This is a genomic window from Amycolatopsis sp. WAC 04169, from assembly GCF_003947535.1.
In the GTDB taxonomy this organism is placed as follows: Bacteria; Actinomycetota; Actinomycetes; order Mycobacteriales; family Pseudonocardiaceae; genus Amycolatopsis; species Amycolatopsis keratiniphila.
The window spans coordinates 469,278-490,960 of record NZ_QHJI01000002.1 but is presented as its reverse complement, the minus strand read 5'-3'; the positions used below and the strand labels follow the sequence as shown (position 1 = coordinate 490,960).

The following is a 21,683-nucleotide window of genomic DNA, read 5'->3' as shown; positions in this document are numbered from 1 at the left end:
CCGCCTCTGATCACGCGAGTTCCGCCTTCGATCACGCGAGGGCGGCCGATCGGTCCAGGTGGTCGTGAGGAGCCGCGCGAAGGTGCCGGATCGGTTCGTTCCCCGGCCGCCAACCTGCCGCATTTAGAGGACTAAATGCGGGCGAAGGCCTCGAAGTCCGCTTCGGTCTGGTCCGCGTAGCGCACGGCGTAGGCGCCGATGGCCTCATCGAGGTCTTCGTCGTCCTCGAAGTAGCCCGCCAGCATCCGCGGATGCAGTGACCGCGCGTGCGCCCGCGCCAGCAACGCGCCGGCCAGGCGACCGTAGTCGTCGAGGTGGTCCTTCTTGAGCTCCGCCGGATCGATGTCGCCCTTGAGGTTCCGGAACTGCCGCACGATGTACGGCACGCCGTCGATGGTCGTCCAGCCGAGCAGGATGTCCGTCTCGGCCTGCACGAGCCGCGCGCCTTCGACGATCCGGCGGCCCTCGTGCTCCGGGGCGGGCAGGCCGAGGAACGGCGCGAGCGCCGACGGGTTCGCCTGCTTCACTTGCAGGACAAGGTCTTCGCCGGAGTTCCCGTGCAACAGTGCCACGTAACTGCGCAGCCCGACACTTCCGGTGCCGACCACCCGGAAGGCCACATCGGACACCCGGTACCGCGAGAGCAGAGTCCGCCGCGATTCGCGTAGCGTGTCCACATAGGACACCAGCCCAGTCACGACGGCTTCGGCGGTCGCGTCGTCGACGTGCGTGAGCACGGGCGGGTCTTCGACGAAACGGTGCCGTTCGAGGCCGGTCTCGTGGTCGTCGATCCGCCTGGTCCACTTCGCGGTGACCTTGGCGCTGGTGTTCTTCCGTGCCTTTTCGGCCGCTTCCTCGAAGTCGTCGATCAGGTCGTGCGCCTTGACCTTGCTCAGCACCGACGCGTCCGGCAACGCGTTCCACGACCGCAGGAACGGCAGCTCCGCCAGCCCCCGGATGGTGCGCCGGTACGACTTCACCGCGTCTTCGGCGGCTTCGCGGCAGCCCGATTCGCCGATGCCGCCCTCACGCCCGGCCAGGACGAGGCTCGCGGCGAGCCGTTTGAGATCCCACTCCCACGGGCCGGGCACCGATTCGTCGAAATCGTTGATGTCCATGACGATCTGGCCTTCGGGCGTGCCGTACAGCCCGAAGTTCGCGGCGTGCGCGTCGCCGCAGAGCTGCGCCGTCAGCCCGGACGACGGAGAGCCGGCCAGATCGGCGGCCATCAGCCCGGCGGCCCCGCGATAGAAGGTGAACGGCGACGCGAGCATGCGCTCGCGCCGCAGTTCCACCAGCTCCGGCAGACGGCCTTCGTTCGTGCGCGTGAAGAACTCCGCCACGCTCGGCCGTCCTTCGCCCGCCGCCGCGTGATCGTGCGCGGACGTCGGCGCCTCGGCCCGCAGCGCCTTGCCCCTGGCGGACCAGTCCTCCGGCGACACCGTCTCGGTGCCGACCAGCGGCCGCTCCACCCACTCCCGCTCTTCTCCCATGGACAGGCAACGTACAACCCGTCCGAAAGGTTCACCGCGTCTTGACGACCTCCGTGATGGCGTCGATACCGCGGTCGAGCTCCTCGCGGCTGATCACCAGCGGCGGCGCGATCCGCAGCGTGTGGTCGTGCGTCTCCTTGCACAGCACGCCGCGTTCGGCCAGCGCCGTCGACGCCTCGCGCCCGGTCGGCCCGCCAGGGGCGATGTCGATGCCCGCCCACAGCCCGCGCCCACGGACCTCGGCGAGCCCGTTCCCGACCAGTTCGCCGAGCCGCGAGTGCAGGTGGGCACCCAGTTCCCGCGACCGCTCCTGGAACTCGCCGGTCTTCAGCAGGCCGACCACGGCGCGGCCGATCGCGCACGCGACCGGGTTCCCGCCGAAGGTGGAGCCGTGCTCACCCGGTCGCAGCACGCCGAGCACGTCCTTGCCGCCGACGACCGCGGACACCGGCATGATGCCCCCGCCGAGTGCCTTGCCCAGTGTGTAGACGTCGGCACGGACGCCCTCGTGGTCGAGCGCGAGGACGGTGCCGGTGCGGGCGAGACCGGACTGGATCTCGTCGGCGATCAGCAGGACGTTGTGCTCGTCGCACAGCCGCCGCGCCTCGGCGAAGTAGCCGGCGGGCGGCACGATGACGCCCGCCTCGCCCTGCACCGGCTCCAGCAGGATCGCGGCGGTGCGCTCGGTGATGGCGTCGCGCAGCGCTTCGGCGTCGCCGTACTTCACCGTGACGAAGCCCGGCGTGAACGGGCCGAAGTCGGCGCGCGCGGTCTCGTCGGTGGAGAAGGACACGATGGTCGTCGTCCGGCCGTGGAAGTTGGAGCCCGCGACGATGATCTCCGCCGTCCCGTCGGGGACGCCCTTGACCCGGTACGCCCACTTCCGGGCGATCTTCACCGCGGACTCGACGGCTTCGGCGCCGGAGTTCATCGGCAGGGTCATCTCGGTACCGGTCAGCTCGGCGAGCTCCTTGCAGAACAGCCCGAGCTGGTCGTGGTGGAAGGCGCGCGAGGTCAGCGTCACCCGGCCGAACTGCTCGACCGCGGCGGCGATGAGCCCGGGGTGGCGATGCCCGAAGTTCAGCGCCGAGTAGCCGGAGAGGAAGTCGAGGTAGGTCTTGCCCTCGACGTCGGTGACCGAGGCGCCTTCGGCGGTGGCGATCACCACGGGCAGGGGGTGGTAGTTGTGCGTGCTCCACTGCTCGTCGAGCGCGATGAAGTCGGCGGTCGTCATGCGTTCAGGTTAGATGTCCATCCGGCTGCTTTCATCCGGGAAACGTTGCTTTGACCCGTTATTCGTTGCGTATCGACTCCATCGAGTGGCGAAATCGTGCAGCGGCGTACTCGATCACCGGAGGCGCCGGTCCCGGACCGCGGTTATCGTCGCCGGATGGCGAAAAAGGACACCGTCTCCGTCCGGGACACGCTGCGGATCGGCAAGGGCGTCGAGCGGCACCATCCGGGCTCGTTCCCGATCGGGCCGACCAAGAAGCCCAAGGGGCTCAAAGACCTCGCCGACGCCGGGGGCAGGCTCGCCGAGCTGCAGGAGGCGTTGTACGCGGAGGGCGTCGGCGGCGGCAACCGCAGCCTCCTGCTGGTCCTGCAGGGGATGGACACCTCCGGCAAGGGCGGCACCGTGGGCCACGTCCTCGGCCTCGTCAACCCGATGGGCGTGCGGTACGCCGGGTTCAAGAAGCCGACCGCGGCCGAGGCGCGCCACCACTACCTGTGGCGGATCCGCAAACAGCTCCCCGGACCGGGGCAGATCGGTGTCTTCGACCGCTCCCACTACGAGGACATCCTGGTGCCGCGCGTCCAGAAGCTGGTGCCCGCGGCGGAATGGCGCAAGCGCTACGCCGAGATCAACGCGTTCGAGAAGGAGCTGACCGAGGCGGGCACGACCATCGTGAAGGTCTTCCTCGACATCTCGCCGGAGGAGCAGCTGAAGCGGCTCAAGGCGAGGCTGGAGACCCCGGCGAAATGGTGGAAGTACAACCCCGCCGACCTCGACGCGCGGGCACAGTGGAACGACTACGAGAAGGCCTACGCCGACATCTTCGCCAAGACCTCCACGGCGGCCGCGCCCTGGTACGCCGTCCCGGCCGACCGCAAGTGGTACCGCAACTGGCTGGTCGCGCGGCTGCTGATCGAGACGATCGAGGGGATGGACCCGAAGTTCCCGCCCGCCGACTTCGATCCCGAGACGGAGCTGAAGAAGCTGGAAGGCGTTGGCGTCCCCGGTTGATCGTCTGAGAGAGTGCGGTCGTGACCGACAACAGCCTCGAAGATCTCCCGTTCCTCCGCCGCCAGGCCCGCACCCAGCGCTTCACTCTCGGCGCGCCCAAAGAGTTCAAGGTCTCCCCGGACGGCTCCCGCATCCTGTTCCTGCGGTCCGAGTCCGGGACGGACCCGCGGCACAGCCTGTGGTCGTTCGACGTCGCGTCGGGCGAGGAGACGAAGCTGGTCGACGCGGCCGAGCTGCTGCCCGGTGAAGAGGACCTGCCGCCGGAGGAGCGTGCCCGCCGCGAGCGCAGCCGGGAGACCGGCGGCGGCGTGGTCGGCTACGCGGTCGACGATGCCTTCACCGTCGCCGCGTTCTCGCTCTCGGGCAAGCTCCACACCCTCGACCTGGCCACCGGCGAGGTCGCGGTGCTGGTCGACGGTTCAGTCGTCGACCCCCGGCCCAGCCCGGACGGCACCCACGTCGCCTATGTCCGCGACCGCCGCCTGCGGGTGATCGACCGGGCGACCGGCGAGGACCGCGTGCTCGTCGACGAAGCGGGCGACGACATCGCCTGGGGGCTCGCGGAGTTCATCGCGGCCGAGGAGATGGGCCGCACCCGCGGGTACTGGTGGTCGCCGGACGGGAAGAGCCTGCTCGCCGAGCGCTCCGACCGGGCGGCGGTGCCGCGCTGGACGATCGCCGACCCGGCCAACCCGCAGTCGGCCGCCAACGTCGTCGCGTATCCGGCCGCGGGCACCACGAACGCGGACGTGACGCTGGCCGTCCTCGGCCTCGACGGCTCCCGCGTCGACGTCGAGAAGACCGATTGGGAGTACCTGGCCGCGGTGCACTGGTCCGCCGCGGGCAAGCCGCTGCTGTCGGTCCAGTCGCGTGACCAGCGGAAGCTGGAGATCCAGGCGGTCGACCCGGCGACGGGTGCGGTCGAGGTGCTGCACACCGAGACCGACGAGCAGTGGGTCGAGCTCGCCGCGGGTGTCCCGGCGTGGACCTCCGACGGCCGCCTGGTGCGTGAGAGCGCCGCCGACGGCGACCACCGGCTGGTCGTCGACGGCGTGGCCGTCACCCCGCCGGGACTGCAGGTGCGCTCGGTCCTGCACGTCGGCGACGAGGTGCTGTTCAGCGCGTCGGAGGCCGATCCGACGCAGATCCACGTCTTCCGCACCGAGGGCGGCGAGCTGCGTCGTCTGTCCACTGAGGACGGTGTGCACGTCGGCTCCGGCAACGCTTCGCTGACCGTGCTCTCGTCGTGGAGCCTGGAGCGCAGCGGCCCGGTGGTGACCGTCGTGTCCGGCGAGAAGACGGTGGCGCGCATCGGTTCCTACACCGTCGACCCCGACGTCGTGCCGAACCTGACCTGGCTGACGCTGGGGGAGCGGGGCCTGCGTGCCGCGCTGGTGCTGCCGACCGGGTACGAGGAGAGCGAGGGCAAGCTCCCGGTGCTGCTCGACCCGTACGGCGGCCCGCACGCCCAGCGTGTCTTGCAGACCCGCAACGCTTTCCTGACGCCGCAGTGGCTGGCGGACCAGGGTTTCGCGGTGCTGGTCGCCGACGGGCGCGGGACACCCGGCCGGGGTTCGGCCTGGGAGAAGGAGATCGCGGGCAAGCTCGCCGACGTCACCCTCGCCGACCAGGTCGATGCCCTGCACGCGGCGGCCGCGCTCCATCCGGAACTGGATCTGGAGCGGGTCGCGATCCGTGGCTGGTCCTACGGCGGTTACCTGTCCGCGCTGGCCGTGCTGCGGCGTCCCGACGTCTTCCACGCCGGTGTCGCGGGCGCCCCGGTGACCGACTGGTCGCTGTACGACACGCACTACACCGAGCGCTACCTCGGGCTGCCGCAGGAAGAAACGGCTTCGTACGAGCACAACTCGCTGATCGCCGGCGCCGGTGACCTCTCGCGGGCGCTGCTGATCGTGCACGGACTGGCCGACGACAACGTTTTCGTCGCCCACTCGTTGCGCCTGTCGTCGGCCTTGCTGGCCAAGGGACGCGCGCACGTGTTCCTGCCGCTGGCCGGCGCGACGCATATGACGCCGCAGGCCGAAGAGGTCGCGGAGAACCTGATGCGCACGCAGGTGGACTGGATCGTGCGTGAGCTGTCCGGTGCCGCGGTCAAGAGCGAGGAGAACGCATGAAACGGTGGGGCATCACCATTCCGCTGACCGGGGTGCCGCTCGCGGCGCACGAGGAGATGGTGCGGGAACTGCCGGATCTCGGCTACACCGACGCGTGGTCGGCCGAGACCGCGGGCCACGACGCCTTCACCCCGCTGGTGCTGGCTTCGCAGTGGGCGCCGCAGCTGCGGCTGGGCACCGCGATCGTGCCGGTGTACACGCGCGGGCCCGGGTTGCTGGCGATGAGCGCGGCGACCGTCGCGGAACTCGCGCCCGGCCGGTTCGTCCTCGGCATCGGCGCGTCGTCGCCGGTGATCGTGCGGAACTGGAACGCCGCCGAGTTCGAAGCGCCGTTCGCGCGTTCGCGGGACACCCTGCGCTTCCTGCGTTCGGCGCTGGCGGGGGAGAAGGTCACCGAGGAGTACGAGTCGTTCTCCGTCAGCAAGTTCCGGCTGGAGCGGCCCACCGATCCGCCGCCGTCGATCATGCTCGCCGCGCTGCGGCCGGGGATGCTGCGGCTGGCCGCGAAGGAGGCCGACGGCGCCATCACGAACTGGCTCGCCGCCTCCGACGTGCCGAAGGTGCGGGCGGAGATCGGGCCGGACGTCGAACTGGCGGCGCGGATCTTCGTGTGCCCCACCGAGGACGAGAACGCCGCGCGCGGGCTCGGCCGGATGCTCATTTCGAGCTACCTGACCGTGCCGGTGTACGCAGCGTTCCACGAGTGGCTCGGCCGGGGCGACGCGCTCGCGCCGATGCACGAGGCGTGGGCGGCGGGCGACCGGCAGAAGGCGAACCAGGTCATCCCGGACGAGGTCGTCGACGACCTGATCGTGCACGGCAGCCTCGAATCCTGCCGCGAACAGGTGCAGTCCTATGTGGACAACGGGCTGACGACGCCGATCATCGCGTTGTTGCCGACGGGGGAGGACCCGTTCGCGCACGTGCGGGGTCTCGCTCCGCGCTGACGCGTGTCATGAAAGGGTCGTTCAGGACATCTTTTGTCCTGAACGACCCTTTCATGACATCCGAGGCGCTCAGGCGACGTTGAACAGCTCGTCGTACCGCGACGCCATCATGTGCGACCCCTTGATCTCCGAGGTCGTCGCCGCGTCCAGGACGCCGACCTCCTCGGCATAGGTCGCGCCCCCGGAAGGCCCGAGCGGCAACGAGATCATCGGCCCGCCCGGCGTGTGCGTGCGCAGTTCGCCGCCTTCGATCAGCGCCCGGATGTTGGCCACGACGACCTCCGCGTGGTCACCGGCCACCTTCGCGAGCTTCCCCTCCGGCAGTGCCGTGATGTCGCCGAGCGCGAACACGCGGGGCTGCCCCGGAAGGCGCAGTTCGGGCGTCACCTCGACCCGCCCGTTCGCCTGCCGCGCGGCGGCCAGTTCGCCGTCGAGGTACGCGGTGTGCGGCGCGCCGCCGTAGCACTGGAACCACAGGTCGGCGGTCACTTCACCGCCGCCGGTGAGGCCCGAGGTGAACGTCTTGGCCTGTCCCGGCTCGGAGACCGGAGCCTCGGTCAGCGAAGTGCCGAGCAGGAGTTCGACGCCCAGGTCGTCGAGCTGGCGGCGGATCTCCGCGCGGAACTCGTCCGGGAAACCGGCCAGGATCTCCCGCGCCGGGTCGATGATCGTCACGGTCTTCTCCGGCCAGACCGCCTTGATCTCGCCCGCCAGTTCGAGCCCCACCGGGCCCGCGCCGAGCAGCAGCACCTTCTCCGCACCCGCGAGTTCCTCCCGGGTGGCGCGGATCTTCGCCTTCGCCGAAGCGCTGTCGTGGAAATCGATCTTCGCCGGGAACGGGTACGCCGAACCGGTCGCCAGCACGACGTAGTCCGGCGCGAGCCGCTCGCCCGACGCGAGCGTGACGCCGCCCTGGTCCACGCTCACCGCGCGGTCGCGCAGCACCCGTCCCCGTTCGAGAAGCCCGGCGTACGGGTAGAAGAGCCGATCCGTCCACTCGGGATCGACGAGCCCCCGCAAGGCGGCGACGTGGTGGACGAAGTCCTCGCGCGGCTCGACGAGCACGACGTCGGCGAACGAGTCCAGCTCCTTGGCGACGGTGGTGCCGCCGTATCCCCCGCCGATGACGGCCACGGTCGTGGTCATGAGATCCCCTAGTTCGTAGTGCGTAATGTTGGTACTGCGAACTACAGTAGTTCGTACTCCGAACGATCGTCAAGTAGACTCCGGTCATGACCACGGCCGAAGATCTCGGATTCGCGACGGCGCTAGTGCGGCTTTCGCATCTCGTGCAGCGGGCTTTCATCGACGTCGGCCGGTCCCACGACCTCACGCCGCAGCAGGCGCAGCTGCTCTGCGTGCTGGCCCAGGGGGAGACGGGCGTCGGGATGACCGACCTCGGCAAGATGCTGAACCTCGAGAAGTCCAGCGTCACCGGGCTGGTGGACCGTGTGCAGAGGCGCGCGCTCGTCGAGCGGGTCGCGGATTCCTGTGATCGCCGCGCGCTCAAGATCACGCTGACCGAAGAAGGGCTCCGGCTCGCGAACGCCGCCCACGAAGGCGTCGTCGAGAAGCTGGAGGAGATGGCGGCCGACCTCCCGGCGGAGCAGCGCGAGGCGATCGCGGCGGCCGCGTGGCGGATGGCGCCCGAAGACTGAGTCAGGGCCAGATCGCGGACGCGATCAGCAGTCCGATCGCCGCGGCGCCGATCCCGGCGGCCATCGTGACGCCGACGTACAGCACGGCGCGCGCTCGCGTCTTTCCGGTGAACAGCAGCAGGGTTTCGTACCCGAACGTCGAGAACGTCGTGAGCCCGCCGCAGAAACCGACGGCCAGCAGCGCGCGGACCGCGTCCGGCTGACCGCCGTGCAGGGCCCAGCCGGTCAGCACGCCGAGGATCACCGAGCCGGCGACGTTCACCGTGAGCGTGCCCCACGGGAACGCGGATTTCCGCCAGGCCTGGACGCGCCGGTCGGTCAGGAACCGCAGGATCGCGCCGAGGCCGCCGCCGAGCGCGACGAACAGAACGGTCATTTCCTCACCGCGCGGGTGATCTCGTGTCCGGCGTAGACGGCTACCAGTGCGGCGGCCACCGTGGCGAACGCGTACGCCAACCCGGTGAACGGACGTCCCGCCGTCACAAGATCGAGTGTGTCCGTCGCATAGGTCGAGAACGTGGTGTAGCCGCCCAGGATCCCGACCCCGAGGAACGGCCGCAGCAGTCTGTGCGGTTTCTTCGCCGCGGTCAGCAGCGCCATCAGGACACCGATCAGCAGGCACCCGGAAACGTTGGTGGCAAAGGTGGAAAGCGGGAACCGGCCGGGGGAGTGGGGGACCGCGACGGAGAGGCCGTAGCGGGCGAGACTGCCCAGCGCGCCACCCGCCCCGATGGCCGCGAACGCGTCCCAGCGCGGGCGGGGGACGGATGCCGGTTCAGCCATGAATGGCAGCTTAGAACCGCTGTCCGGGTGAACTGGCGCCACGGTGTCGAAGATCGCTCACAAGGCCGTTTTTCCCTGCTGGGCAGTGAATTTTCCGGAAACGTGTCGTAGGCTTGGCGGCGCTCCAGGCCGATTTTCGGTCCGTCCGCTCGTCTAGAAAAAGGTGGCAGGATGGCACAGGAACAGTCAGGTACGCAGGCTCCCGACAGCGGTTTGCTGCTGGAGGTCGAGAAGATCCCGACCGCGGTCGACCGCGGGAAGGCGAACGGCGCGGCCGCCGACAACGACGGCAACGACGGCTGAGTGCCCGGAACGCCGACGCTGGCTGACCTCGTGGCTCCGCTCGGGGTCAGCCAGTTCTTCCAAGACGTCCAGGGCGAGACCTACCGCCGTTTCGAAGGCCGCGCGGGCCGGTTCGCCGACCTGCTGCCGTGGCCGGCGCTGAACGCGATCCTCCGGCAGCACCGCCTGGAGTTCCCGCGACTGCGCCTCGCGCTCGACGGCACCCCGGTGCCCATGGAGAGCTACACCGATCTCGTCCCCACCCGCCGCAGTGGCACCGTCCCCCGCCTCCAGGCCGCTCCGTTCACCGAGCACCTGCGCGGCGGCGCGACGATGGTGCTCGACGCCATCCAGGAACTCAGCGACCCGATCGGCGATCTCGCCAGGAGTCTCGAACACGACCTCCGCGAGAGCGTCCAGGTCAACCTGTACGCAGGCTGGGGCGTGACCCACGGCTTCGACGTGCACTGGGACGACCACGACGCGTTCATCATCCAGGTCGCCGGCCGCAAACGCTGGCGGATGCACGGCCCGACCAGGCCCGCCCCGCTGCATCGCGACGTCGAGCAGCCCGAGCGGCCCGGTGAGCCGATCGACGACTTCGTCCTCGAAGACGGCGAAGTCCTCTACGTCCCGCGCGGGCACTGGCACGACGTCACCGCGGTGGGGGAGATGTCGCTGCATCTCACGCTCGGCTTCAGCCCCGCGACGGGGATCGACCTCGTCTCGTGGCTCGCCGACAAGCTGCGGGCGAGCACCGCTTTCCGGCAGGACCTCCCGAGGTTCGGGACGACGGAGGAGCGCGCGGCCCGCGCGGCGGCACTGCGCGCGGAACTGGAAGCCACGCTGACCACCGACGTCGTCGACAGGTTCCTCGCCGAACGCGACTCGGCGGCCCCGGCGCATCCGCGCGTCGGCCTGCCCTGGGCGGCGACCCCCGGCCTGCTGCCGGACGGGGACGAGACCGAGGTCCGGTTCCTCGTCCCGAGGGCGATGCTCGAAGAGGGTGACGGCCGGGTGACTCTGCTCGCGGACGGGAAACGGTTCGTTTTCGCGGGAGCCGCGGCCCCGCTGCTGAAGGCGCTGCTCGACGGCACGCCGCAGGCGGTCAAGCGACTCGCCGAGCTGTCCGAACTCGATCGGGGGACGGTGCGGGCGTTCCTCGGCGAGCTCACCACGCAGGGATTGCTCTCGATCGGCTGAAAGTCACAGGAGGCGAGAAGTGTGGAGGGAGCCCGGACGGGGTAAGCTAAGGCATGCCTAAGGTGAGGTCCGGAGGGGTCAGCCGATGACCGCTCAGCTCTCGGACACGCAAGCGCCGCCCGCCGCGTTGCCGGGCTGCGCCACCGTCGCGCGCATGCTCGGGGCGAGCCCCGCCGGCACCGCGGCGGACATGCGGTGCTGGCTGCTCATCGAGCAGCCGGGCCCCTGGCCCGCGGACGCGCTGGAGAACGTCCTCGACGAGGCCTTCCCCGCCGAGCGCCGTGAGCTGCTCGAAAACTTGAGACGGTCGCACGGGCTCCGTCCGCTGCTCATCCGTCGTCCCGGCAAACACCAGCGAGACCCGGACCGTCCCCGTTCCGTGTACGTCGGCGGGGGTGAACCGGGCAACCGCTGGCTGGAACGCCTCGAGATCCACGACCTGGGTGAATTGGCCGAGCTGGACCTCGAAGCCGTCGCCGAGGGCACCGGTGGGCTCGGTACCCGGGTCGACGGGCCGCTGTTCCTGGTCTGCACCCACGGCACCAAGGACATGTGCTGCGCGGTCCTCGGCCGCCCGCTGGCTTCGACGCTGAACACCAACCACCCCGGCCGGGCCTGGGAGGTCAGCCACGTCGGCGGCGATCGCTGGGCGGGCAACCTGCTGGTGGTCCCGGACGGTTTCCTGCACGGCCAGCTGAACCCGGCCGAGGCGGCACTGGTCGCCAAGGCCGCGCTGCGTGGTCAGGTCGAGCCGGAGCAGCTTCGCGGCCGGACATCCGCGCGGACGGCGTGGGCGCAGTTCGCGGAGATCGCGCTCCGGCGGCGGCTGGACCTCCCCGGTCTGGACGACGTGCTCGCCGTGCAGGAGGAGCCGCTGCTCGAATCCGACGCGCGGGTCGTCACCGTGCGCGGCGGCGAGGACTTCTACTCGGTGACGGTGCGGCGGCGTTCGGCCGCGCCGCGCGGGGAAAGCCGGTGCGCGGGGCTGATCCAACCCGCCGGATACGTGGCCGACGAGATCACGAAGCTCTAGCTCGCGTTTAGTCCTCTGGATGCGGTCCTTGCACGCGCAACCACCGCATCCAGAGGACTAAATGCTGCGAAGATCACCCTCGTTCGAACATATGTTTGACACCTGTCTAGAACGTGTGTTCGACTGGCCGGGTGCGATGGGATCGACAGCGGGCGGACGGCGGCGAGCCGGTACTGCCCGGATTGGACGGGCTGCTGCGTTCGGTGCGCACGCCCGAGTTCGACGGCGTCACCTTTCACGAGGTGCACGCCAAATCCGTGCTGAACAAGGTGCCCGAGGGCTCGGGTGTCCCCTTCGGATGGACGGTGAACCCGTACCGCGGTTGCTCTCACGCGTGTACGTACTGCCTCGAAGGCGGGACGCCGGTCCTGATGGCCGACGGCCGGACGAAGCCCTTGGCTGAGCTGGCGCCCGGCGACGCGATCTACGGGACGCGCGGGCGTGGCGCGGGGCGCCGCCTGGTGCCGACGAAGGTCCTCGCGCACTGGTCGACGCTGAAACCGGCGTACCGCCTGTCCCTCGACGACGGAACGTCCATCGTGGCCAGCGGCGATCACCGGTTCCTGACCGGCCGCGGCTGGAAACACGTCACCGGCACCCGGTTCGGCGCGGCGCAACGGCCGCACCTGGTCGGCGGCACCGAACTCGTCGGCGTCGGGAGGCTCGCGCGCACTCCGGACGACACCCTCGGCTACCGCGCCGGGTATCTGTGCGGGATGTTGCGCTCCGGCGGGTTCTCGGCCGAGAAGGACGCCGCCGACCGTGCGCTGCGCTACCTGCCGGATTTCGGTGCGTCGGTCGGTTTCGTGCAGGTGCCGCCGTCGCCGGATTCCCATTGGCTGCGCGGATTCCTGGCCGGGTTGTTCGACCTGGCGGGGAGCTACCGGCACGGCGCGCTGCGCGTCACCCACGACGAGCAGGACATCGTCTCCACCTTCTGTTCCGCGCTGGGGAACTTCGGCTTCCGTTACGTCAGAAGCGAAAACGCCAAGTTTCGTCCGCTGTGGACGGTGCAGATCCTCGGCGGCCCGGCGGAGGAGGTGCGGTTCTTCCAGCTCGCCGACCCCGCCGTCGGCTGGAAACGGTCGCTCGACGGCCTCCCCATCGGCCGGACGAGACGGAAGGTGACGTCCATCGAGCCGCTGGGCATCGAGCTGCCGTTGTTCGACATCACCACCGGCACGGGCGACTTCATCGCCGACGGCATGGTCACGCACAACTGTTTCGCCAGGAACACCCACACGTACCTGGATTTCGACGCCGGACGCGATTTCGACACGCAGGTGATCGTGAAGGTCAACGCGCCCGAGGTGCTGACCGCGCAGCTGCGGCGGCCGAGTTGGACACGCGAGCACGTCGCGATGGGCACGAACACCGACCCCTACCAACGCGCCGAAGGCCGGTACAAGCTGATGCCGCGCATCATCACCGCACTGGCCGATTCGGGCACGCCGCTGTCGATCCTGACCAAGGGAACCGTGCTGGCGAGGGATCTCCCGTTACTGGGAACGGTGTCGAAGGATGTGCCCGCCGGGCTGGCGATCTCGCTCGCGCTGCTGGACGAGGATTTGCAACACCGGTTGGAGCCGGGGACGCCGAGCCCGCGGGCGAGGCTCGACCTGATCCGCAAGGCGCGCGACGCCGGGCTGCCGTGTTCGGTGCTGGTCGCCCCCGTGCTCCCGTACCTGACCGATTCGGTGGCCGCGCTCGACGCCCTGTTCTCACGGCTCGCCGAAGCCGGTGCCACCCGGGTCACCGTCCTGCCGCTGCATCTGCGGCCGGGTGCGCGGGAATGGTTCGCGCGCTGGCTCGGCCGGGAACATCCGGAGCTGGTGCCGAAATACCGCGAGCTGTACTCGCGCGGCGCGTATCTCCCGAAGTCCTATCGGGAGCGGCTCGGTGCCAGGGTCGGCCCGCTGTTGCGTCGTCACGGCTTCGGTTCCCGTGCGGACGACGGGGAACGAATGCAGGTGACGATGCCCGTGCAGCGTTCCGGGGAGGCGGTGGTACCGCCGGCCGAGCAGCTCAAACTGCTGTAGGCGCACTTTCGCCCGGAGTGTCCGAAAGTCTTACCGCACAACGGGTTCGGCCGTTCGGCGCAGTGGCTTGGCGGAAAACCTTTTCGTGCCTAATCTCAAGGGGACGAAGGCGAGGAGGTGCCTGTTGACCACCCGTACGGATCGCACCGCCGCTGTCCGCATCGCCTGGGCCGCGACCAAGCTGACCAGAGCGGGCAGACACCCCATCGCCATCGGAAGACTCGCCGCCACTGTCGGCATGGACCCGGCCGAAGCGCACCGTCTGATGGACCTGATGGGCTTCGTCATCCGCGACGGCCTGGTCGTGATGGACCGCGGCTCGCGCCCGGCCGACCGGCCGGGCTCCGACCGGTACCGGGTCGACCTGTTCCTCCTGGCCGTCGCGACCGGCGAACCCGTGCACGCGGACGCGGTCTGCCCGGCGACCGGGGCACGCGTCCGCGTCCACTTCACCCGCGAGAGGGTGTTGAGCGTCGACCCGCCGCACGCCGTGGTCGCCGCGTCACGGCTGTCCGGGATCGACCTCGCCCTCGGCCAGGACTACGTCGAGGCGCTGGTCTGCACGGGGTTCTTCGCCTCCAAAGAGGCGGCCTCGGGCTGGCTGCTGGAGAACATCGACGGCCGGGTCCTGTCCGTGCCGGACTATCTGGCGCACACGCGGCGGATGGTCGCCGCGCTGGAGGCCTGGCCGACGATCTGAGAACACCTGGTCGCGAGGCATCACGGGCGATTCGTTAGCCTTTGACGTCGGCGAGAAGCCGTCGAATCGCAGAATCGTGATGCCGAAGGAGAGCACCCGCAGTGCTTCGCACCCACAAAGCCGGCACCTTGCGTGCCGAGCACGCCGGTCAGACGGTCACCCTCACCGGATGGGTGGCCCGGCGGCGCGATCACGGCGGCGTCATCTTCATCGATCTGCGCGACGCCAGCGGCGTGAGCCAGGTCGTCTTCCGCGAGGGCGAGATGGCCGAGCGCGCCCACCAGCTGCGCTCCGAGTACTGCGTCCGCATCGTCGGCGAGGTCTCGAAGCGGCCGGAGGGCAACGCCAACGCCGAGATCCCCACCGGCGAGATCGAGGTGCTGGTCACCGAGCTCGAGGTGCTCTCCGAGGCCGCCGTACTGCCGTTCCCGATCGACGACCGCGTCGACGTCGGCGAAGAGGTGCGCCTCAAGCACCGCTACCTCGACCTGCGCCGCAGCGGCCCCGCGGCCGCGATGCGCCTGCGCAGCGAGGTCAACCGCGCCGCCCGCGAGGTGCTGCACGCCCAGGAGTTCGTCGAGGTCGAGACCCCGACCATGACCCGCTCCACCCCCGAAGGCGCCCGCGACTTCGTGGTCCCGGCCCGGCTCAAGCCCGGCTCGTGGTACGCGCTCCCGCAGTCGCCGCAGCTGTTCAAGCAGCTGCTCATGGTCGGCGGCCTCGAGCGGTACTACCAGATCGCGCGCTGCTACCGGGACGAGGACTTCCGCGCCGACCGGCAGCCGGAGTTCACCCAGCTCGACATCGAGATGAGCTTCGTCGAGCAGGACGACGTCATCGCGCTCGGCGAGGACATCGTGACTGCGCTGTGGAAGCTGATCGGCGCCGAGATCCCGAAGCCCTTCCGCCGCATCAGCTACGCCGAGGCGATGGAGAAGTACGGCTCGGACAAGCCGGACCTGCGCTTCGACCTCGAACTCACCGACATGACGGCGTTCTTCGCCGACACCCCGTTCCGCGTGTTCCAGGCGCCGTACGTCGGCGCCGTCGTGATGGCGGGCGGGGCCGACCAGCCGCGCCGCACCCTCGACGCCTGGCAGGACTTCGCCAAGCAGCGCGGCCACCGCGGGCTCGCGTACATCCTGGTCAACGAGGACGGCACGCTCGGCGGGCCGGTCGCGAAGAACCTGTCGGAGAAGGAGCGCGAGACGGTCGCCGAAGCCGTCGGCGCCAAGCCCGGCGACTGCGTCTTCTTCGCCGCCGGCAAGCCCGCCGACGCGCGGGCGCTGCTGGGCGCCACCCGGCTCGAGATCGGCAGCCGTCTCGGCCTGATCGACGAGAACGCCTGGTCGTTCGTCTGGGTCGTCGACTTCCCGATGTTCATCTCGGCCGAGGAGTCCGACGCCGTCGCCGTCGGCGGCGGCAAGTGGAAGGCCCTGCACCACGCCTTCACCTCGCCGACCCCGGAGTGGATCGGCAAACTCGCCGACGACCCCGGCAACGCGCTGGCCTACGCCTACGACATCGTCTGCAACGGCAACGAGATCGGCGGCGGCTCGATCCGTATCCACCAGCAGGAGCTGCAGAAGCAGGTCTTCGAGCTGATGGGCCTGTCGGAGGAGGAGGCGCAGGAGAAGTTCGGCTTCCTGCTCGACGCCTTCGCCTTCGGCCCGCCGCCGCACGGCGGGATCGCGTTCGGCTGGGACCGGATCGTCATGCTGCTGGCCAAGGCCGAGTCGCTGCGTGACGTGATCGCGTTCCCGAAGACCGGTGGCGGGTTCGACCCGCTGACCGCCGCTCCCGCCCCGATCACGGCGGAGCAGCGCAAGGAGGCGGGCATCGACGCCAAGCCCGCGCCGCCCGTCAAGAACTGATGCTCCACCTCAGGGCCGTGTGCCCGCCGGACCGGACCGGCGAAGCGATCCGGATCCTGCGGGCGCACACCGGGACCGCGCACCTCGTCGTGCATCACGGGGTGGCGGTCGAGCCCGAGGGCGACCTGATCGAGGCGGACATCGCCCGTGAGGCGGCCGACGACATCATCGAGTCGCTGTGCGGGCTCGACCTCGACCACACCGGCGGCATCACGCTGGAAGCACTGGACACCGCGGTGTCCGACGCCGCCGACAAGGCCGAGGAGGCCGCGCCGGGTGAAGGCGCGGACGCGGTGGTGTGGCAGGAACTCGTCGGCCGCTCCGGCGAGGAGTCCCGGCTCACCTGGACATTTCAGGCATTCCTGACCATTGCCTGCCTGCTGGCGGCGGTCGGCGTCATCACGAACTCGGCCGTCACCATCGTCGGCGCCATGGTCGTGGGGCCGGAATTCGGGCCGCTGGCGGCGATGGCGGTCGGCCTGGTGCTGCGCCGCGGCGATCTCGTGAAGCAGGGTGCCCTCGCGTTGCTGGGCGGCTTCCCGATCGCCATGGTGATCACGCTCGGCGTGGTGCTGGTGGGCAACGCCACCGGCGTGCTCGAGGTCAGCAAGCTCGCCGACAACCACGAGGTGGATTTCGTTTACCAGGTGGGAATCGCGTCGCTGATCGTCGCGCTCCTCGCCGGCGCCGCGGGCATGCTTTCCATGACGTCGGCCAAATCCGCCGCGCTCGTGGGCGTCTTCATCTCGGTGACGACGGTGCCCGCGGCCGGTTACGCGGTGGTCGCGGCGGTTGCCGGTCAGTGGGAACGGTGCCTTTATTCGGCCGGACAGCTGCTGGTCAATCTCATCGGAATCGTTGCAGCTGCGGCCATTGTGCTGACATTGCGCCGTCGTGGGCAACGATCGAGGGTGACGGAACGTCCGCTTTCACGCGGATGAGTCCTCGATCGCGCCAGTGCGCGCGATTGCCCGGATCTCAGTGGTCATGGTTGCTCAGTCACGAGTAGGGTCGGTGGCAATGACAGTCGATACCTCCTCTGCCGACGATTCGACCGTCGGAGCTGGAGCCGAAACCCTCGCCGTGGCGGCCGCGGTCGCCGCCGGCGAGTCGGTCCTCACGCGCCGATTCGGCAGCGCGATCACCCTTGTCGCCCCCGAGGACCTCGCCGGCAGCGGCCCGGCCACGGTCGTGCGGGCGCGGGTGGCGTCGTCGCCGTTCGCGCTGCCGCGCACCCTGGTGATCAAGCACTACCCCGATCCACCCGAACCGGGACGGCCCGATCCGTTCGCGCAGGAGGCGGTCAGCTACCAGCTGTTCACCGCGCTCGCGCCGGAGGACCGGATGTGCCCGGAGCTGCTGGCGCACGACGGCCGGGACCGGGTCCTGGTGATCGAGGATCTCGGCGGCGTCCCGACACTGCACGACAAACTCCACGCCCGTGACGCCCGCGGCGCCGAACGCGCGTTGCTGTCCTGGGCCCGGTCGCTGGGCAGGCTGCACGCGACCACCGCGAGCCGCGAGCCCGATTTCAACGCGCTGCTGCGCCGCCTCGGCGGCCCGGTCAAGAACGAGGACGCGCCGCTGCCCGCGGTCTGCGCGCAGCTGCCGGGTGTGCTGGAGGAACTGCTCGACGTCGAGACGCCGGAGCCGGTGCAACGGCGGGTGATGGAGGTCGCCGAGCGGGCGGGCGCGCCGTCGTACCGCGCGTTCAGCCCCGTCGATCTCAGCCCGGACAACAACCTCGTGACCAGCGGCGGAGTGCGGTTCCTCGATTTCGAACGCGGGCGGGTGCGCAGCACCCTGATGGACGTGGCGTACCTGCGGCTCCCGTTCGCGTCGAGCGCGGACGCGCTGGCCCTGCCGCCGGGGATGAGCGAGGCGATGATCGCGGCCTGGCGGTCCGAGGTCGTCTCGGTCTGGCCGGGGCTCGCGGACGAGGACGCGCTGGCCGAGCACCTGATGGACGGTCAGCTGCTCCTGCTGTGGGTGCTGACCTGGGAGATCCTCCCGGAACTGGACCTTGACCGGCACGCGACGCCGATCAGCCGGGAGGCCGCGCTGGTCACCTGGTGGCGGGAGCTGGCCAAACATTCGCTGCGTGCCCGTCTGACGCATATCTCCGAGCACGCCACCAGGGTCGCCGCGGCGCTCGGTGCCCGGCTCGGTCCGCACGCCGATCTCGCCTTCTATCCGGCGTTCCGGTAACCGCCGCACGGACTTTTCGCTCGGCCGTCCTCGCCGCGTTACCCAGGCATCACCGCGGGTGAGTCTGCGTGGCCGATGGTGGCTACCGTGACCGTGATCAGTGTCGAAGTCACTCCGAGTCCCGAACCCCTCCTTCCTCCCGCACCGGCCGTCCCGCGGTCCGCCCGCAGACTGGTCGTGCTCGGCGATTCCACGGCCGTGGGCCTCGGCGACCCCCTTCCGGGCCGGGGCGGCTGGCGCGGGGTCGGCCCGCTCGTCGCCGCCGCGCTCGGCGTCGAGCCGGACGGCTACCTGAACCCGTCGTTCACCGGAGCGCGCATGGGCTGCGTGCTGACGAAGCAGCTTCCGGCGGCCGTGGCGCACCGGCCGGACGTCGCGCTGGTGGTGGCGGGCATGAACGACACGCTGCGCCCCGATTTCAGCGCCGAGAAGATCGCCGCGGACCTCACCGAGGTGATCCGTTCGCTGGCCGCCGTCGGCACCGTCGTGGTCCCGGTGCGCTATCACGACCACGGCAAGGTGTTCCGCCTCCCGCAGTCGCTGCGGCGCGCGCTGAGCCAGCGGGTGGCCGAGCTGAACGCCGCCATCGACGGGGTCGTCGAACGCGAGGGCGTACCGTGCCTCGACCTCGAACTGCTGCCCGGCGCCTACGACCTCACCGCGTGGAGCGTCGACCGGCTGCACCCGTCGGAACTCGGGCACCGGATGCTGGCGACCGGGTTCACCGAACGGCTCGCCGAGGCCGGGTTCGCGGTGCCGGAGCCGGTCAGCCTGACCTGCTCGGGAGGCGTGGAGCCGAGTACCGCCGGGCACGTCGGCTGGCTGGTGCTCAAGGGCATCCCGTGGGTGTGGCGGCGGGGGCGTGAGTTCGTGCCGTACGCGGCCGTGATCATGTGGCATTCGTTCCGGGAGCGGCTGCGCTGACCTGTGGCCGGAACCGTCGGTGGGTACGGCTACCGTCGACACCGTGGCACAGGACGAACTCTTCACCGTGAACCCCGACCTCGGTCCGCCGCCGGAGCCGGCCGAGCCGAGGGAGGTCGCCGTACCGGCGGGGTCGCCGCTGGCGGTGCGGATGCGGCCGCGGACGCTCGACGAGGTCGTCGGCCAGCAGCACCTGCTGCGTGAGGGCGCGCCGCTGCGACGGCTCGTTGAAGGCGCGGCCCCCGCTTCCGTGCTGCTCTACGGCCCGCCGGGTACCGGCAAGACCACGCTGGCGAACCTCGTCTCGGCCGCGACCGGCCGCCGGTTCGTGGCGATGTCGGCGCTGTCGGCCGGGGTGAAGGAGGTACGCGGGGTCATCGAGGAGGCCCGCCGCCGCCGGAACTACAACGCCGAGAACACGGTGCTGTTCATCGACGAGGTCCATCGGTTCTCCAAGACCCAGCAGGACGCCCTGCTCGGCGCGGTGGAGGACCGGACGGTGCTGCTGGTGGCCGCCACCACGGAGAACCCGTCGTTCTCGGTGGTCTCGCCGCTGCTCTCGCGGTCACTGGTGCTGCAGCTGCGGCCGCTGACCGACGCCGACATCGTCGCGCTGATCGAGCGCGCGCTGGTGGATGAGCGCGGTCTCGGCGGCGAACTCACCCTGACCGAGGACGCGCGGGCACATCTGGTGCGGCTGGCGTCCGGCGACGCGCGGCGAGCGCTCACCGCACTGGAAGCGGCCGCCGACGCGGCGAGCGCGACCGAGGCCAAGACGATCGATCTCGCCATCGTCGAGTCCACAGTGGACAAGGCGGCGGTGCGGTACGACCGCGACGGCGACCAGCACTACGACGTCATCAGCGCGTTCATCAAATCGATCCGGGGATCGGACGTGGACGCCGCGTTGCACTATCTGGCGCGGATGATCGAGGCGGGGGAGGACCCGCGGTTCCTGGCCCGGCGCCTGGTCGTGCACGCGAGCGAGGACATCGGCATGGCCGACCCGACGGCGTTGCAGTCGGCCATCGCGGCGGCGCACGCGGTGCAGTTCATCGGCATGCCGGAAGGCCGTCTCGCGCTGGCGCAGGCGACCGTGCACCTGGCGACCGCGCCGAAGTCGAACGCCATCATCACCGGTATCGACGCCGCGCTCAGTGACGTCCGGTCCGGGCGGATCGGGACGGTGCCGCCGCATCTGCGCGACGGGCATTACGCGGGGGCGGAGAAACTCGGCAACGCGAAGGGCTACCGGCATCCGCAGAAAGTGCCGGAAGGTGTTCTGGCGCAACAGTATCCGCCGGACGAGCTGGTGGGGCGGGACTACTACGAGCCGACGCAGCGCGGGGCGGAGCGGACGTTGTACGAGCGGGTGCCGAAGCTGCGGAGGACCATTCGGGGGGAGCGGTAGCCCGCGTTCGGCGCACTGTCGCCGTGATCGGTAACGGTCGTTGATCAGGGTGTGTCCTGCGGAGCGATCTCTTGCGCAGTGGCGGGCGTACCTGGAGACGGGGTTTTGCCGCTGAGACGGTGACGGGTCGTGATCGGTTCGGTGACGACGGACTGTGTGGATTTCGGGGCGTTGGATGACCTGAAATCCACACAGTCGTGCGTGATCGGTCCGGTCACGGTCTTCTCGCCGGCCAGCACGGCACGCGCGTGCGCGTCGCTCAGGCCGCCGATCGTGAGCCCGGGCAGTTCGTCCAGCCCGCGGACCGGATCCCGGTCGCGGGCGGCGAACACCATCGCGATCGGCTCGGCCGCGATCCGCCTCGCCAGGAACGTCAACGCCCTCGCCGAGGCGGTGTCGAGCCAATGCGCGTCGTCGGCCAGCCCGAAGGCGACGAGGAGGGACTCGCGGTACGGACCCGACAGCGTGTCGAGGTGCGCCAGCGCCGGAACGCACAGCTGGTGCAGCGCCGCGAACGGCAGTTCGCCCTCGAATTCCGACCCGGAGGCGCGGATGAGCTGGAATTCCCCCGCGGTCGCCTCCCCGACGTGGTCCAGCAGCGCGCTCTTGCCGATCCCTGGCTCACCGCGCAGGACGAGCACCCCGCCCTCGCCCCGGGCCGCCGCGCGGACCAGGGTGGTCGTCCGTTAGGAACGGATGAGGATGGCTTTCGGGCGTCAGATGTCCCGAAATCCGCACGGTCACCGGT

General features: G+C 70.2%; 20 protein-coding genes. 14 read left to right on the top strand and 6 right to left on the bottom strand.

Translation table 11 applies throughout. The features are described 5' to 3' along the window. Positions 1-131: 131 nt before the first annotated feature. Together DMC61_RS07095 and rocD are read right to left on the bottom strand one after the other, a co-directional pair. Entirely contained in the window at positions 132-1,493 is a 1,362-nt protein-coding gene (locus DMC61_RS07095; RefSeq protein WP_125687750.1) for a DUF2252 domain-containing protein, read from the bottom strand. Positions 1,494-1,524: 31 nt separating this feature from the next. After that, positions 1,525-2,727, bottom strand: a complete 1,203-nt coding sequence (gene rocD, locus DMC61_RS07090; RefSeq protein ID WP_125687748.1) for an ornithine--oxo-acid transaminase — start codon at positions 2,725-2,727, stop codon at positions 1,525-1,527. Between the two features lie 156 nt (positions 2,728-2,883). Here rocD and DMC61_RS07085 point away from each other — a divergent pair, with 156 nt between their 5' ends. Genes DMC61_RS07085 through DMC61_RS07075 form a run of 3 tightly spaced genes read left to right on the top strand, consistent with a single transcriptional unit; the run spans position 2,884 to position 6,820 of the window. Next, the gene (locus DMC61_RS07085; RefSeq protein WP_125687746.1) at positions 2,884-3,738 is read left to right on the top strand and encodes a PPK2 family polyphosphate kinase; all 855 of its coding nucleotides are present in this window, start codon (positions 2,884-2,886) and stop codon (positions 3,736-3,738) included. A 20-nt stretch (positions 3,739-3,758) separates the two neighbouring features. Further along, a complete protein-coding gene (locus DMC61_RS07080) occupies positions 3,759-5,873 on the top strand; it encodes a prolyl oligopeptidase family serine peptidase (protein ID WP_125687744.1) in 2,115 nt (704 codons plus the stop codon). Next, a complete protein-coding gene (locus tag DMC61_RS07075) occupies positions 5,870-6,820 on the top strand; it encodes an LLM class F420-dependent oxidoreductase (protein ID WP_125687742.1) in 951 nt (316 codons plus the stop codon). Before DMC61_RS07080 ends, DMC61_RS07075 begins: the two co-directional genes overlap by 4 nt. A gap of 69 nt (positions 6,821-6,889) precedes the next feature. On the opposite strand, the gene DMC61_RS07070 is transcribed toward DMC61_RS07075, so the two are convergent. Further along, positions 6,890-7,966, bottom strand: a complete 1,077-nt coding sequence (locus DMC61_RS07070; protein ID WP_125687740.1) for an NAD(P)/FAD-dependent oxidoreductase — start codon at positions 7,964-7,966, stop codon at positions 6,890-6,892. An 86-nt stretch (positions 7,967-8,052) separates the two neighbouring features. Here DMC61_RS07070 and DMC61_RS07065 point away from each other — a divergent pair, with 86 nt between their 5' ends. Further along, positions 8,053-8,478: a MarR family winged helix-turn-helix transcriptional regulator gene (locus tag DMC61_RS07065; protein ID WP_016333033.1), complete on the top strand. Its 426-nt coding sequence runs from the start codon at positions 8,053-8,055 to the stop codon at positions 8,476-8,478. 1 nt (position 8,479) lies between these two features. Here the strand turns inward: DMC61_RS07065 and crcB (DMC61_RS07060) are convergent, their stop codons facing one another. Together crcB (DMC61_RS07060) and crcB (DMC61_RS07055) are read right to left on the bottom strand one after the other, a co-directional pair. Further along, entirely contained in the window at positions 8,480-8,854 is a 375-nt protein-coding gene (gene crcB, locus DMC61_RS07060) for a fluoride efflux transporter CrcB (RefSeq protein WP_125687738.1), read from the bottom strand. Next, entirely contained in the window at positions 8,851-9,261 is a 411-nt protein-coding gene (crcB, locus tag DMC61_RS07055; RefSeq protein WP_125687736.1) for a fluoride efflux transporter CrcB, read from the bottom strand. The genes crcB (DMC61_RS07060) and crcB (DMC61_RS07055) overlap by 4 nt, the downstream gene beginning before the upstream one ends. Positions 9,262-9,432: 171 nt before the next feature. Between crcB (DMC61_RS07055) and DMC61_RS41920 the strand changes: the two genes are divergently transcribed. The 10 genes from DMC61_RS41920 (at position 9,433) to DMC61_RS07010 (ending at position 20,935) form a co-directional block, all read left to right on the top strand. After that, positions 9,433-9,564, top strand: coding sequence for a hypothetical protein (locus DMC61_RS41920; RefSeq protein WP_005157133.1), 132 nt, complete (start codon positions 9,433-9,435; stop codon positions 9,562-9,564). Then, on the top strand, positions 9,565-10,746 hold the full coding sequence (locus DMC61_RS07050) for a cupin domain-containing protein (RefSeq protein ID WP_125687734.1): 1,182 nt from the start codon (positions 9,565-9,567) through the stop codon (positions 10,744-10,746). A gap of 85 nt (positions 10,747-10,831) precedes the next feature. Continuing rightward, complete coding sequence (locus DMC61_RS07045; RefSeq protein WP_125687732.1) at positions 10,832-11,779, top strand: sucrase ferredoxin; 948 nt, start codon at positions 10,832-10,834, stop codon at positions 11,777-11,779. A 131-nt stretch (positions 11,780-11,910) separates the two neighbouring features. Further along, positions 11,911-13,818 carry an intein-containing Rv2578c family radical SAM protein gene (locus DMC61_RS07040; RefSeq protein WP_199749922.1) on the top strand — a complete coding sequence of 636 codons (1,908 nt, stop codon included), beginning with the start codon at positions 11,911-11,913 and terminating at the stop codon, positions 13,816-13,818. Positions 13,819-13,942: 124 nt separating this feature from the next. After that, positions 13,943-14,518, top strand: coding sequence for an organomercurial lyase (gene merB, locus DMC61_RS07035; protein WP_063274234.1), 576 nt, complete (start codon positions 13,943-13,945; stop codon positions 14,516-14,518). 101 nt (positions 14,519-14,619) lie between these two features. Beyond that, positions 14,620-16,392, top strand: coding sequence for an aspartate--tRNA ligase (aspS, locus tag DMC61_RS07030; protein ID WP_125687730.1), 1,773 nt, complete (start codon positions 14,620-14,622; stop codon positions 16,390-16,392). Continuing rightward, entirely contained in the window at positions 16,392-17,333 is a 942-nt protein-coding gene (locus DMC61_RS07025; protein ID WP_125687728.1) for a DUF389 domain-containing protein, read from the top strand. The genes aspS and DMC61_RS07025 overlap by 1 nt, the downstream gene beginning before the upstream one ends. 79 nt (positions 17,334-17,412) lie before the next feature. Beyond that, positions 17,413-18,600 (top strand): phosphotransferase, encoded by a 1,188-nt coding sequence (locus DMC61_RS07020; RefSeq protein WP_043848017.1) that lies wholly within the window; start codon positions 17,413-17,415, stop codon positions 18,598-18,600. A gap of 75 nt (positions 18,601-18,675) precedes the next feature. Beyond that, on the top strand, positions 18,676-19,524 hold the full coding sequence (locus tag DMC61_RS07015; protein WP_125687726.1) for an SGNH/GDSL hydrolase family protein: 849 nt from the start codon (positions 18,676-18,678) through the stop codon (positions 19,522-19,524). 43 nt (positions 19,525-19,567) lie between these two features. Then, positions 19,568-20,935 carry a replication-associated recombination protein A gene (locus DMC61_RS07010; protein ID WP_125687724.1) on the top strand — a complete coding sequence of 456 codons (1,368 nt, stop codon included), beginning with the start codon at positions 19,568-19,570 and terminating at the stop codon, positions 20,933-20,935. Positions 20,936-20,979: 44 nt separating this feature from the next. Here the strand turns inward: DMC61_RS07010 and DMC61_RS07005 are convergent, their stop codons facing one another. Then, positions 20,980-21,576 carry a hypothetical protein gene (locus tag DMC61_RS07005; RefSeq protein WP_370456391.1) on the bottom strand — a complete coding sequence of 199 codons (597 nt, stop codon included), beginning with the start codon at positions 21,574-21,576 and terminating at the stop codon, positions 20,980-20,982. Positions 21,577-21,683: the final 107 nt, after the last annotated feature.

What these genes read in the sequence shown, in the direction of transcription:
- crcB (WP_125687738.1), bottom strand. Translation starts at nt 8,854, where the DNA reads ATGACCGTTCTGTTCGTCGCGCTCGGCGGCGGCCTCGGCGCGATCCTG.
- DMC61_RS07070 (WP_125687740.1), bottom strand. Translation starts at nt 7,966, where the DNA reads ATGACCACGACCGTGGCCGTCATCGGCGGGGGATACGGCGGCACCACC.
- DMC61_RS07045 (WP_125687732.1), top strand. Translation starts at nt 10,832, where the DNA reads ATGACCGCTCAGCTCTCGGACACGCAAGCGCCGCCCGCCGCGTTGCCG.
- DMC61_RS07095 (WP_125687750.1), bottom strand. Translation starts at nt 1,493, where the DNA reads ATGGGAGAAGAGCGGGAGTGGGTGGAGCGGCCGCTGGTCGGCACCGAG.
- DMC61_RS07020 (WP_043848017.1), top strand. Translation starts at nt 17,413, where the DNA reads ATGACAGTCGATACCTCCTCTGCCGACGATTCGACCGTCGGAGCTGGA.
- rocD (WP_125687748.1), bottom strand. Translation starts at nt 2,727, where the DNA reads ATGACGACCGCCGACTTCATCGCGCTCGACGAGCAGTGGAGCACGCAC.
- DMC61_RS07085 (WP_125687746.1), top strand. Translation starts at nt 2,884, where the DNA reads ATGGCGAAAAAGGACACCGTCTCCGTCCGGGACACGCTGCGGATCGGC.
- DMC61_RS07025 (WP_125687728.1), top strand. Translation starts at nt 16,392, where the DNA reads ATGCTCCACCTCAGGGCCGTGTGCCCGCCGGACCGGACCGGCGAAGCG.
- crcB (WP_125687736.1), bottom strand. Translation starts at nt 9,261, where the DNA reads ATGGCTGAACCGGCATCCGTCCCCCGCCCGCGCTGGGACGCGTTCGCG.
- DMC61_RS07075 (WP_125687742.1), top strand. Translation starts at nt 5,870, where the DNA reads ATGAAACGGTGGGGCATCACCATTCCGCTGACCGGGGTGCCGCTCGCG.
- DMC61_RS41920 (WP_005157133.1), top strand. Translation starts at nt 9,433, where the DNA reads ATGGCACAGGAACAGTCAGGTACGCAGGCTCCCGACAGCGGTTTGCTG.
- DMC61_RS07015 (WP_125687726.1), top strand. Translation starts at nt 18,676, where the DNA reads ATGGTGGCTACCGTGACCGTGATCAGTGTCGAAGTCACTCCGAGTCCC.
- DMC61_RS07065 (WP_016333033.1), top strand. Translation starts at nt 8,053, where the DNA reads ATGACCACGGCCGAAGATCTCGGATTCGCGACGGCGCTAGTGCGGCTT.